Origin of the sequence: Pedobacter cryoconitis, from assembly GCF_014207135.1 — a bacterium.
In the GTDB taxonomy this organism is placed as follows: Bacteria; Bacteroidota; Bacteroidia; order Sphingobacteriales; family Sphingobacteriaceae; genus Pedobacter; species Pedobacter cryoconitis_D.
On the sequence record NZ_JACHCC010000005.1, the window covers coordinates 290,270 to 303,096 of the forward strand.

Annotated in this window: 10 protein-coding genes; 3 read left to right on the forward strand and 7 right to left on the reverse strand. The window is 40.3% G+C overall.

From position 1 onward, the window contains the following. Positions 1–396: a DUF1634 domain-containing protein gene (locus tag HDF25_RS11000; protein ID WP_184624810.1), complete on the forward strand. Its 396-nt coding sequence runs from the start codon at positions 1–3 to the stop codon at positions 394–396. On the opposite strand, the gene HDF25_RS11005 is transcribed toward HDF25_RS11000, so the two are convergent. Beyond that, on the reverse strand, positions 393–1,607 hold the full coding sequence (locus tag HDF25_RS11005) for an MFS transporter (protein ID WP_184624811.1): 1,215 nt from the start codon (positions 1,605–1,607) through the stop codon (positions 393–395). The two genes, HDF25_RS11000 and HDF25_RS11005, sit on opposite strands and share 4 nt — an antisense overlap. 271 nt (positions 1,608–1,878) lie before the next feature. Here HDF25_RS11005 and HDF25_RS11010 point away from each other — a divergent pair, with 271 nt between their 5' ends. Beyond that, positions 1,879–2,751, forward strand: a complete 873-nt coding sequence (locus HDF25_RS11010; protein ID WP_184624812.1) for a LysR substrate-binding domain-containing protein — start codon at positions 1,879–1,881, stop codon at positions 2,749–2,751. A gap of 14 nt (positions 2,752–2,765) precedes the next feature. Here HDF25_RS11010 and HDF25_RS11015 read toward each other — a convergent pair whose 3' ends face one another. The 4 genes from HDF25_RS11015 to HDF25_RS11030 form a co-directional block, all read right to left on the reverse strand. Further along, on the reverse strand, positions 2,766–3,260 hold the full coding sequence (locus HDF25_RS11015; RefSeq protein WP_184624813.1) for a hypothetical protein: 495 nt from the start codon (positions 3,258–3,260) through the stop codon (positions 2,766–2,768). Positions 3,261–3,774: 514 nt separating this feature from the next. Next, on the reverse strand, positions 3,775–4,689 hold the full coding sequence (locus tag HDF25_RS11020) for a DUF4397 domain-containing protein (protein WP_184624814.1): 915 nt from the start codon (positions 4,687–4,689) through the stop codon (positions 3,775–3,777). 13 nt (positions 4,690–4,702) lie between these two features. Further along, entirely contained in the window at positions 4,703–6,283 is a 1,581-nt protein-coding gene (locus HDF25_RS11025; protein ID WP_184624815.1) for a SusD/RagB family nutrient-binding outer membrane lipoprotein, read from the reverse strand. Positions 6,284–6,296: 13 nt separating this feature from the next. Next, a complete protein-coding gene (locus tag HDF25_RS11030) occupies positions 6,297–9,419 on the reverse strand; it encodes a SusC/RagA family TonB-linked outer membrane protein (protein WP_221450890.1) in 3,123 nt (1,040 codons plus the stop codon). A 177-nt stretch (positions 9,420–9,596) separates the two neighbouring features. On the opposite strand from HDF25_RS11030, the gene HDF25_RS11035 reads away from it, so the two are divergent. Beyond that, positions 9,597–10,736, forward strand: a complete 1,140-nt coding sequence (locus tag HDF25_RS11035; protein ID WP_184624816.1) for an acyltransferase family protein — start codon at positions 9,597–9,599, stop codon at positions 10,734–10,736. A 65-nt stretch (positions 10,737–10,801) separates the two neighbouring features. Here HDF25_RS11035 and ribB read toward each other — a convergent pair whose 3' ends face one another. Together ribB and HDF25_RS11045 are read right to left on the reverse strand one after the other, a co-directional pair. Then, a complete protein-coding gene (gene ribB, locus HDF25_RS11040) occupies positions 10,802–11,455 on the reverse strand; it encodes a 3,4-dihydroxy-2-butanone-4-phosphate synthase (RefSeq protein WP_184624817.1) in 654 nt (217 codons plus the stop codon). 43 nt (positions 11,456–11,498) lie between these two features. Beyond that, the gene (locus tag HDF25_RS11045; protein WP_184624818.1) at positions 11,499–12,815 is read right to left on the reverse strand and encodes a sensor histidine kinase; all 1,317 of its coding nucleotides are present in this window, start codon (positions 12,813–12,815) and stop codon (positions 11,499–11,501) included. Positions 12,816–12,827 lie beyond the last annotated feature (12 nt).

The following is a 12,827-nucleotide window of genomic DNA, read 5'->3' on the forward strand; positions in this document are numbered from 1 at the left end:
ATGAAACACAAAGAAATAAAAAGAGTTACTGACTATGACATGCAACAGCTGATTGGTCAGGTATTGAGATATGGAGTTTTGATCTCGGGCGCAATTGCAATTATCGGAGGAATATGGTATTTGTATCAGCAAGGTTCCGGTCTCCCGGCTTACACAGAATTCCATGGAGAAGGTAAAGGATTTACCAGTCTGACAGGGATTATTCAAGGGCTGGGCAATGGTAATGCGACAGAAATCATCCAGCTGGGTGTAGTTATCCTGATTGCAACCCCTATCATAAGAATCGTGTTCTCGCTAGTGGCATTCATTTTTGAAAAGGACAGATTATATGTATTTATCACCCTGATTGTACTCTCTATAATCCTGTTTAGTACGTTCGGTGGATTAAGCCTTTAAATTGTTTTAACTGCCGCCTGCCTGCTTTTGTAATAAGCAAAGATGCCGGTGGCAGTCAATCCGATAAAACCTTCAATCAATACTGCTGGTCTGGGACCAATTAAATGGGCAACCCAACCAATTAATAAACTACCTACCGGAATCAATCCCTGGTAAGCCATTACATAATAACTGATCGCACGTCCGCGCATTTCAGGAATAGAGTGTGTCTGGATATAAGTATTAATGGCTGAGGATTGTGCCATCATCCCTACCCCGGATAATCCCATGAAAAATAAAGCGATTGGCAGCTGCGGTGCATAGGCCAGAAATAATAAACTACCTCCCAGTACTCCACCGGCAATGGTTGTTAATTTGATCATTGTGTTGCTCTGTTTCAGATTAGCCAGATATATCGCACTGATGATCGATCCAAGACCTGCCGCACTTTCAAACCAGCTGAAGGTTTTAGCGTCCCCCTGAAAGATGTCCTTGGCAAAAATAGGCATCAGGGTATTAAATGGGATCACAAAAAGACTACTGATCCCGATCATCATAATCATACTGCTCAATTCTTTATCACCAGATACATATTTAAACCCTTCTTCCAGTTCTCTCCAGATACTTTTAGTCGATTTGGTAATCACCTGAACAGGTAAACGCATCATAAATAAACAGATCAGGACTGGAATATAACTCAGGAAGTTTCCCAGAAAACACATATCCGTTCCGAAAGTACTCAGTATAATTCCAGCTACCGCAGGCCCCGCAATACGTGCAAAATTGGCCATGGAAGAGTTTAAAGCAATTGCATTAGGCAAATCATCTTTATCATTGACCATCTCGACCATCAGCGACTGTCTGCAGGTTACATCAAAAGCATTTACAATTCCCTGCACCAGACTGAGTACTATGATGAAAATAATACTGTTGTAACCAAAATAGATAATCCCTGCCAATATACCCGCCTGGATCATAGATACAACCTGTGTGATCACCAGGATACGGTAACGGTTATGTCTGTCAACCAAACTCCCTGCGTAAGGAGATAAAACTAAGGAAGGAATAAGACTGACGAAACCAACTACGCCTAACAACACAGCCGAACCTGTCAGTTGATACACTAACCAGCTGACTGCAGTCTTCTGCATCCAGGTACCTATCAGGGAAATTGATTGTCCATAAAAGAAGAGTTTGAAATTGCGTGATTTTAGTGATCGAAAAACAGTCATGATGTGATTATATTGCTATTGCTCAGAGCTTGTTTAAATTTAGATGGTAAAATTGTTTATAGCTTATTTTTAAGCGAAACGAGTCCTATTTATTTCTGGTAGCCTTCCTACCTGAAATGAATAGGATGAGGTTGCAGCTAAAAAGAAGCATAAACAAATTATCAGATGAATTCTAAACAAGCTCTTATGAAGCTGTTACAAATTTCGGTATTATAACTATATTTGTAAAATTGATAGTTTTAATGATATTGATTAGTTTAAACGATTGATTATGGAAGTCAGACAATTGAATTATTTTATCAAAGCCGCAGAATTGCTGCACTTTACGGAAGCAGCAGCGGCATGTTTTGTGACCCAGTCAACTTTATCTCAGCAAGTGAAACAGCTGGAAGAGGAACTTGGTATGTTACTGTTTGACAGAATGGGGAAACATGTGAAACTGACAGAGGCCGGACATGTTTTTTTAGTTCACGCCAGACAGATTATGCTGGATATCAAGAAATCAAGACAAGCGATTTTTGAGCTGGCCAATATGGTTAACGGAGAACTGAGGATTGGGGTAACTTATGCTTTTAGCTCTCTCCTTTTACCCGCCCTGACCCCATTTTCAGAAAAACATCCTGGTATTATCATTCACGTAGAATATGGAACCGCGGCCGAACTGGAAGCCAAGCTTAAAATGGCTGATCTGGATCTGATCCTGGCCTTTCATGAACAGGTAGATAACAGCGGTTTTGAAATGCAGCCTTTGTTTTCTTCAAGAATCGTGATGGCAGTATCGAAAAAGAGCTCACTGGCAAAACTGCATAAAATCTCCCTGAAAGAACTGGGAAAACTGGAACTGATTTTACCCAGTAAGGGCTTTAGTTCGAGGGATATGCTGGATGACCTGTTCAGGAAAAATAATATTCAGACGAGTATAAAAATTGAAATGAATGATGTGCATTCCTTATTATCGATGGTAGAATCAGGGAAATGGGTAACCATCATTAATGAAAAAGCAATCAGTACATGGGATGACCTGATTGCGGTTCCTATAGCAGACAAGACACTCTACAAACAGGCATTTTTACTCTGGCAGAAGGGTGTTTACCGGAAAAGATCTGCCATATTGTTTATGGAGGAGTTTATGAAGGTAATCTGATCAATATTTTGTGATCAAAGCTTAATTGTATTCGAATAAACAACTTTTTTTCTCATTCGCTCTCCTATCTTTCCATTAAAAATTATAATCTCTAATTTCGCGTTATTCTCAATTGTAATAAAACTAATAGTGAAAATGCCATATCCCATGACCTGACATTTAGAACAGCCCGATCTCCTTGCCGGTTGCCATTTGTAACGATTAAAAATATCTTTTATGAATTTGTTTACTGATAAATAAATAGAATCGGGATACAATACTCCAGATATAACCTTACCATTTGGATCGATTTTAAAATCATAAGTATAACTTTCTGGCATCCCCACATTACTTTGATATTTAAGAATATCTTTCAGGTTGGTACTGGTAACTATATCTTTCACCAGCCTTCCACTATCTATAAAAACAGGAGCTATAAACAGATTGGAACCAGTTCTTTTTTGTGAATAACCGGATAAACTCAGGCTGCACAAAAGAATAAATACAAAATAAACAACTAACTTTCTCATCTTACTACTTTAACGGGTGATACAGAATCAGCTGAAAGACGCAGAGTTCTGATATCTGCTGATGAACCATTAGGAAAAGTCTGGAGCCAACCAACATACGCATCTACCCTAAATGATTCATTTATATATATCATTCGTCCAGTTGAAGTTATTAAATCGGCAGGATGAACAGCATCGGTAGGGGAAAATACATTAATTCTATTCCCGGTAAGGGTATTTATACGTTGAAATACTTGTAAGTTATACATTGCGTAAGAGATAATAATAATTACATTAAAACTAAACGCTGAGATAAAAGAGTCAATTTACTATATTATTTATCATTAACACAACTAAATTAAAACATCAACACACAAAACATCGCCTTATATTTAAAAAGTTATCAACATTACAAACATCAGAATTAAACTTTCAACATTCTGAATTCGAAGGTGTATCGCTATAGACGGATAAAACACACAAGGCTGTCCTGAAATATTTTCCAGAGACAGCCTTGTGCTTATTTACTGATCATCTACTTGTTGGTATAAGAAACCAAACCAGGCACATTAAAATAGATTTCAGGGAATTTTGTAGTTGGATCTGTGGCCGGCGTAGTTGGTCTTGCAGTTGCTTTTAAGACGATACTTGTTCCTGGAACCGGATAATCAGCAGCCAGGCCTTTTAAAATCAACGTATAATAACGACCAGGCGCAAGACTAGCTGTTACTGTACTGCCCAGTTTAGTCGCAGTACCTGCCAGATTGGACTGAAAAACGTAACTTGTAGTACTTACCGTGTTAACGTCTACAGCGATAAAACTACTTACTTTTCCATAACTGATATTGGTTATTGGAGTGACAGTTGTGGAAGTTCCGTTTACCGGCGTATAAGTACCGGTGACATCAACAGCGCCACCATTAGGTATCAGGTTGATCAGACGCACATAAGCCTTTCCTGCTGCCGCTACCGGAAATACATCCTTTATAACCAGCGAAGTTAAGGGAGTGGTTGTCGAACCTGGTAATCCGCAGGTAAAAACAGAATAGACTGAGGTATCAGCTATGGCCTGTGTAATCGTGCTTATAGTTGTTCCTGGAGCCACAGTCTGTGCACTGACCAATGCAGGTACTGGTATGGCAGTACCTATCTTTATTTCATGATTACCAGAAGCAATCACTGCGTAATTACTTGCCGGAAAACCTGTCGAATAAGCATATCCGGTTACAATTGAAGTGGCCACCTGATTATCTGTTACCGACTGATTTACTGCTGCATTAATTTGTACACCATCGACCAGTACATTTAACGCTGGTACTCCCGGCGCAGCATGGAAGAACTTAATTCTCCCGCCAGTTGCCGGATTTGAAATCTGTGTAATTACAGATTTTTTACAACTGCTTACCAATAAAATCAATAAGCAGACTGCCATGTAAAGTATTTTCTTCATCTCTTTTTCTGAATTAAGGTAAAATGAACCATGGTTTCTTAGTGTGATAATCTGGTGCCATTGCGCCAATAGCCTGTAATGAAGGTACATTCCAGATATATTCTGAATTATAACGTGGTCTTACCAGATAAACCTGTTTGCCAGCATTGTCAGGATACAATGAGGGTACCTGAAAGCCCTGGAAAATAGTCGGGTCATAACTGTATCTACGTTCATCTGCCCAGGCTTCAAATGATCCCCAGACGAACAAAGAGATAAATTTCTGTTGTAAAATATCACTCAGCTGTAATTGAGCAGCACTCTGTCTGACACATGGGCCCGCCAGATAAGCTGCCCTGGCAGCCGCAGAGATATTATTTTGCGACCCGGTTAATGCAGTTCCCGCAGGTGGATTACTTACAAAATCGATACTTCCTGATATACCGTTAATATAGGCTGAATAAGCCCCCGGAAGATCACCTTTTTTAAACAGCGCTTCAGCTTTAAAAAACTGAAGTTCAGCATAAGTCATCAGAATACCCCGGGAATTATCATTGAAAATATATTTCTGTGGAGTCCCTGCAGCTGGATTAGTGGTTATCCCGGCACCAAATAAATAGGGAATCGAGGTATTTGCATTAGTTGAATTAGGATCACCATTCGCTCCTATTACACCCCGGTAAACCCCGTCTTTACTTGCAGCAAGGAGATAAGGTAAACGCGGATCTAAATTCGTGTTTTGTACCGCCGACCCTGTAAATATACGTCCATCCAGTAAACGCACCATATAATCAGATTGTCTGAAGCTCCCAAGGTTATTACGTGAAGGGCCCCAGAAATTGGAATCCCCGGATTGCGATCCATTACATTGTACACTGGCATTATCAGCATTACTTACAAAAGAACTGTCTACATATTTTTTCACATTATCCGCGCTGAACGCTGCCTTATTACTTTGGTGCAAAGCATTCTGGGCCAGTATTGCGTATACAAATTTGATCCATTTGGTACGATCTCCATAATAGATATAATCGCCCTTGGCCAGGTTTGTAGATACATTTAACTGATCTGTCTGAATCGCCAGGTTTAAATAATTAAGTGCTAACTGACATTCTTTGACCACTTCAGCATAGACATAATCCGGCGAATCATAATCAAAAGTTAAGCGGCCCGGCTCAAAGGCCTGCTTTACAACCATATTATTGTAAAGGTCGCCTCCATTTTGCCAGCCCCAGGCTCTCATGGCATGACCTACCCCTACATAATCCCATGCTTTTTTAGAAAGGGCACTCTGCCACATCAGGTTTACATTCTGACCAAGGCTAAAGTAAACTGTACGCCACATTTCGCCATTTGTATCCGTGCCGGGAGAGTAACCTTCCTGATCCCAGACATTATTAGCGGCCGGTGAACCCCATACCTGCGCATACTGACCAATATAACGGCTATCGTACCAAACCCCTCTGGCCATACCCGCCTGCATTGGTGGTAACAAGGTAGAAGCATCAGCCACTGTCGGCGCATTCGGATTCGTATTAACGTCAATATATTTTTTACAACTGCTTACTGAGAACAGTGCCAGTATCGCAATCAATGAATATTTAATTTTTTTCATCTTTATATTTCTTTTATAATTTCACTCTTATTCCAAAAGAAAACACGCGTGGTGAAGGCAGTGATCCATAATCAAAACCCGCTGCACCTGATCCTAATGTCGACCCGTTAGTTCCGTTTACATTCGGATCTGCTCCTGAATAGTTCGTAATTAAAAACACATTGGTAGCCGTTACAAATACGCTGGCCATTTTAAATACTTTCTGGTGGTTCATTAATTTCTGTGGTAGCTTATAGTTCAGGGTAATATCCTGAAGTCTGATCCAGTTGATATTATGTTCCACAAAATCAGATTCAATGCTATTTGTATAATAAGTACTCTGATAAAAAGGAGTAACCTGAATAGAATTAACTGTTGGTGTAGTACTGTTTTCCTTTCCGTCTTTTAATACGCCTGGAACCACGATCGGAGTCATTCTGTCCACCGTACGTGCACTTAGTCCATATCTGGTCAGGAATAACTCATTCCCGTTAAACACATCCCCGCCTTTACGGATATCAAACAGAAAACTGAGTTCGAAATCTTTATAAGTAAAATGATTACTTAAACCTATGGTGAATTTTGGCTGCCTGTCACCAGATACACCAAACGTTGCATTACTTATTGGCAGACCGCTACTCGGGTCAACTAATATTTGTCCTGCATTATTACGGGCATAACTGTATGTTGCAATATTGGTGGTACTGCTACCAGGAAATATACTTGCTCTTGCATTTGCATATACCCAGGTGTCAGAGTTATAGTATTCCGGGAAACCACCTAAATTAACCACTTTACCCCTTGCTCTTGTGAAATTCAGCAACACATCCCAGCTAAAGTCTTTTGTTCTTACCGGTACGCCGGTTAACGAAATCTCCAGTCCATGATTCTTTACTTCACCACCATTAATGTACTCCACAACATAACCTGAAGCATAACTGATACGCGAGTTAAATATCTGATTGGTAGCCCTGGTCTGATAATAACTGATATCAGCACCTAAGCGTCCTTTAAAGAATTGTAATTCAGCACCCACATCAAACTGTCTGTCACGTTCAGGAACCAGTTTCGGGTTATTTCCGTTAACATCATAAGCAAATCCCCCACCTGTGGTTGTTTGCTGCAATAAAGTAGAGGATATTTTGTAAGGCGCAGATGGATCTTTACCAACCTCCGCATAAGAAGCCCTTAATTTACCATATGATAAGATGTTATTATTCTTTAATGCCGGTAATTCAGTGAATATAAAACCAGCCCCAACTGACGGGTAAAAATAATGGTATTGGTTTGTCCCTGAAAGTTTAGAAGTGTATTCCTCCCTCGCAGTGGCATTCAGGGTAACCATATCTTTATACACAATTCCAAACCTGGCAATCCCCGACAGATAACGTACTCTTTTCAGGTAATCAGAATTACGCTGGGTTGTTGGTAAAGTATTATTAATACTGTTGAAATCCGGCTGGACAAATTTCTCTCCGTAAAAACCAGTCATGTCATCATTATTGCTAACGATTTCTGTACCTACAGCCAGTGTAGTACGAAAGTCACCGAATGTTTTTTTAGCAGTTGCAAACAATGAACCGTTTAACTGCATGTTATTATCATTATAGTTATCTATAATACCACCTGCAGCTATACCACTTGTACTGGCAAAACTATTTAATGCGGAACTCTGATAAGAAGAGCTATACTGACTATAAAAGTTATTACCGCTTGTAGCCGCAAAATCAATTCCGACTAATCCTCTCAGATTAAGCCAGGGTGCAACGTCATATGATAAATCAACATTCCCGATCATCCGGTTGGTTTTATCCCGGCTGATGTTATTATGTGCATCCCAAAGCGGGTTATCAAAATCAATACTGCCGTCAGTCACAATGTTACTTCCACTTGCCGGTAATAACAGTCTTCTGCTACCATCCGGGTTCAGGTAATTACGTGCATCATCATTGGTAGGCCAGGCCAGTGCATTGATAAAAGTCCCGGAATTACCTTTATTCAATTTACGGTTATCAATATTAAAGTAGTTAAATGATGCAGTACTGGTCAGCTTGGGCGTTATTTTAGCCGATCCTGACAACCGCAATGAAATTTTATCATTAGAAGCCACTGGCAAGACACCGGTAGCATTTCTCATAGAAGCAGAAATACGGTAAGTCGCGATATCATTCCCCCCTTCAAATGCTATATTATTCTGTACAGTACGACCTGTCTGCAAAATGTTTTGCAGGTTGTTATAAGTCTTTGTGCCTGGTGCATAGGCAGGACCGAACATAGTACGCACAGTGGCGCTGCTGGCTCCGTTTGTACCTATCCCAAATTCGGTTTGAATTTTAGGAAAACGATATTCATTAGCAAAACTAAAAGCGTTGTCATAGGTAATCGACCCCGGGCCGCTATGTCCTGTTTTTGTCGTGATTACAATAGCACCACTTGCTGCAGATGAGCCATATACAGCTGCTGCATCAGCACCTTTCAGTACAGTAATTGACTCAATATCATCAGGGTTAATATCAGCCATACGGTTCGTAAAATCTGCCCCCCTGTTATTTCCGTTTGAAGCGAGCGAACTCTGATCAATCGCATCATTACTTACCCGCATTCCGTCAATGATGAACAGCGGACTGTTACTCCCTCCGATTGAATTTACGCCGCGCAGTACAATGGACGCCGATGCCCCGGGATTGCCGCTTGTACTGGTAACTGATGCTCCGGCAACACGTCCCTGTAATGCATTGATGAAATTTTCCTGCTGGGTCTGCTGTATGTCTTTCCCTTTTACAACTTGTACTGCCGAAGTCAGATCTCTTTTTTCCTGTTTTACACCAAAACCTGTTACGACGACTTCGTTCATCGTATTTGCCGATTCCTTTAACTGTACATTGATTACAGTCGAATTCCCTATGAGCCTTTCTTCTTTTAATGTACCAACAGAGGTAAAAACCAGAATCTGTGTGGGATTTGCATTAATTTTATAAGATCCGTTGCCATCACTTACGGCGCCAAGGTTGGTACCTTTAATTTTAACTGAGGCCCCAGGCAGCGGAAGTCCATCCTCCGCCCCTGTTACCTTTCCGGTAATAGTCTTAGTCTGTCCGACGATGTTTGTCACACAACAAAACGCGGCCAGAAAAAGCATGAGTAGCTTTTTTTTCATACTTGGTTTGTTTAGGGTAAATATTTAGTTTTAGTTAGAGGAATACTTGTTAAAAAACGATTTATGCAACACTAATTTATATAAAAAACTCTCCAACACTGCATGTTTTGTAGAGTTTTTTTAATATATCAGCAAAAAACCGCAAATTTAATCTAACTATAGCTCAACAGTTTAAATATGAATTCACCATTAAATCAGGATACAAAAAAAATCCGCCTGCTTTCTCTCGATGTATTTCGCGGAGTTACTGTCGCAGCAATGATATTAGTTAATAACCCTGGTGACTGGGGACACATCTATGCGCCGCTGGAACATGCGACATGGAATGGCTGTACCCCTACCGACCTGATTTTCCCGTTTTTCCTGTTTATTGTTGGTGTATCCATTGTGTTTGCCATGGAAACCCAGAAGGCAGACCCCGCCAATCATCGCAAAATGATTTTAGGTGCATTACGCCGGGGGATACTCCTGATCCTGATCGGATGGTCCATCAATCTTTTTTACAAACATAGTTTAACCCATCTCCGGTTTCCCGGAGTTCTTCCCCGGATTGGCCTGGTCTATTTTATTTGCAGTCTGATCTATATTAAAACCAACGCGAAATATCGCGACTGGATATTTCCATTTGTACTGATTGCATACTATTTAATCATGGTATTGATACCTGTTCCTGGCCAGGGATACGCCACACTCGAACCTGAAACCAATATCGGGGCATGGTTGGATAGAATTATATTTACCAGCAATCACTTGTATGGAAGAACAAAGACATGGGACCCGGAAGGACTATTGGGTACTTTACCAGCTTTAGGGACAACCCTTTTTGGGATAATTGTCGGGACTTGCCTTAAAAAAACTGATTATAAAAACAGTGTTAAAATAAAACGGCTTTTCAGTTATGGCGTTGCAGCCATTCTGACTGGCTTACTGTGGAATATATTCTTTCCGATCAATAAATCCCTCTGGACAAGTTCTTATGTATTGTACACAGGGGGCCTGGCTACTATCGGTCTCACTTTTACTTATTGGCTGATTGATATTAAGGGCTATAAAAAACTAGCGTGGCCTTTCGTCGTATTTGGGATGAATGCGATAACTGCCTTTGCACTTTCCGGTATTTTAATCGGTCTGATTAATTTTATACCCGCTGAGCTAAATGGCAAAACAGTTACTGCCGGTGCATATTTTTACAAAACAACCCTCGTACCTTATTTCTCACCCAATGATGCTTCTTTGATCCGGGCTATCATTTATGTACTGATCATTTGGGTCATGATGCTTTACCTTTACCGGAAAAAGATATTTATAAAGGTTTGATAGTTTTATAAAAACAGCTGGCATGAACGCTGGTAAAAAGAGAACTCATGCCAGCTGTTTTTTTTTTATAAATTCTTCAGTGCTAATCTATACTGGAAGATATCTTCTATAGATACAACCGTAGATTCTCTTTTAACTGCAAAAGCCGCAATTTCCGGCAAACGTGCCATTGTTCCGTCTTCATTGGTTAGTTCACACAATACCGCTGCTGGTCTTAAGCCGGCCAGGACCATCAGATCGACACTTCCTTCTGTATGCCCGCGTCTTCCGAAAACACCATCTTCATTTGCCCGTAAAGGGAATACATGTCCTGGTCTGGACAGGTCTGAAGGTTTTGCCTGATCAGAAATTGCTGTTCTGATTGTCTGTATACGGTCCGCTGCCGAAACACCGGTTGTCACGCCTTCTTTAGCCTCAATTGTTACCGTAAAAGGGGTATGAAATTTACTTGTGTTGACCTGTACCATTGGTTGTAATTCTAATGACTCAACCTTAGCTGGTTTAAGACAAAGACAGATAATACCACTGCACTCTCTGATCATTAAAGCCATATCAGCTACTGTCATGGTTTCGGCAGGGAAGATTAAATCTCCTTCATTTTCTCTGCTTTCATCATCAACGACTAATACTCCTTTGCCATTTTTCAGGCAGTCCAGTGCACGCTCAACTCTTTCTTTAAAACCATTTCCGAAACGGGACAGTTCATAATGATCTTCCATATATATAGTTTTTTTGACGCTGCAAAGGTGAATAATTTAACTTTCAATTCAAATGCAAAGGAAATAAATCGGCCTGCACAGCAAGATTAATAGCAACATAAAAAGTAGTCCCTACGTTTAAAGTGCTTTCCACCCATATTCTGCCATGTTGCATGGCTATAAATTCTTTACATAATACTAAACCCAGCCCTACTCCTTTTTCCTGGTTTGTACCATATGTACTTTCCGAATGTAAGGAAAATATACTCTCATACTCTTGCAGCGCAATGCCTATACCGGTATCTTTTATCTTTATCCAGCATTCATGACCATGAGTTTCTGAAGAAACAGTGATTTCTCCGCCTGCAGGTGTAAACTTAACTGCATTGTTCACCAGATTACGGATAATCAGTTCGAGCATATCGCGGTCCGCAATCACCTGGATATACTTTTCAATCCTGTTACTTAATTTAATTCCTTTCTCTTCCGCAAGACTGGTTTGCAGGAGCAAAGTCGGTTCAAGTGTTCTCTCCAGCTCAAGACTGATCAGTCTGACTTTCACTCCATCCATCTGGGTTTTGCTCCAGGACAGCAGGTTAATCAGCATTTGTCCGGTATACTGCGTTTCCTTCAGCAGGCTTGAATTTATGTTTCTTTTTTCACTTTCTTCAATCCCGATTTCCATAGAAATTTCCAGGAAACTCTGAATAGAATTTAACGGTGATCTCAGATCATGTGCCAGAATAGAGAATAATTTGTTTTTTGACTGGTTGGCCAATTCCAGTTGCTCTGCCCGTTTTTGCGCCAGCTGTCTTTCGCGGTTATACCTGGAAATGATATTTGTGATGATGAAATAGACAATAATCAGTGTAAAAAAATACACATAGCCAAAATCCAGATGCCGGCTAAATTCATCTTTATATTTAACAGGGACAAGTTCAGGATGGTAGAACTGAAAAAAAATCAGACTTACAGCAACCATAATATTCACAGCCATCCAGATCAAACGCTGGTTCTTAGGCACAATACTCATGACCAGGAAGAAAAAAAGAAGATAGATGATCAGTCCAGGACCATTAATCCCCGAATTATTCAGATAAAATGCAATAAAAAGAAGATTACCCAATGTACAAAAAATGGCGACAGCAAGATTGAGCCTGAACTTATACCTTGATAAGTAATAAACAAAACAAGTGGCCAATACCGCCGGAATAAGCAATAAGGACAGGGTATACAAACCAATGCTGTAATTGAAGAAAATACTACAGGTAAAAAGCAGGATAGTAGAAATGCAGGTAATATGAAATATGGTAGCCTCCAGCGTATGGGTATCCGGACTGCCAATCAGCTTCTCCCAGAACTGCATTTTTTCTTTCTTCATTTTGTCAGGATG

Coding starts and splice junctions, on each gene's coding strand:
- HDF25_RS11000 (WP_184624810.1), top strand. CDS start 1: ATGAAACACAAAGAAATAAAAAGAGTTACTGACTATGACATGCAACAG.
- HDF25_RS11005 (WP_184624811.1), bottom strand. CDS start 1,607: ATGACTGTTTTTCGATCACTAAAATCACGCAATTTCAAACTCTTCTTT.
- HDF25_RS11010 (WP_184624812.1), top strand. CDS start 1,879: ATGGAAGTCAGACAATTGAATTATTTTATCAAAGCCGCAGAATTGCTG.
- HDF25_RS11015 (WP_184624813.1), bottom strand. CDS start 3,260: ATGAGAAAGTTAGTTGTTTATTTTGTATTTATTCTTTTGTGCAGCCTG.
- HDF25_RS11020 (WP_184624814.1), bottom strand. CDS start 4,689: ATGAAGAAAATACTTTACATGGCAGTCTGCTTATTGATTTTATTGGTA.
- HDF25_RS11025 (WP_184624815.1), bottom strand. CDS start 6,283: ATGAAAAAAATTAAATATTCATTGATTGCGATACTGGCACTGTTCTCA.
- HDF25_RS11030 (WP_221450890.1), bottom strand. CDS start 9,419: ATGAAAAAAAAGCTACTCATGCTTTTTCTGGCCGCGTTTTGTTGTGTG.
- HDF25_RS11035 (WP_184624816.1), top strand. CDS start 9,597: ATGAATTCACCATTAAATCAGGATACAAAAAAAATCCGCCTGCTTTCT.
- ribB (WP_184624817.1), bottom strand. CDS start 11,455: ATGGAAGATCATTATGAACTGTCCCGTTTCGGAAATGGTTTTAAAGAA.
- HDF25_RS11045 (WP_184624818.1), bottom strand. CDS start 12,815: ATGAAGAAAGAAAAAATGCAGTTCTGGGAGAAGCTGATTGGCAGTCCG.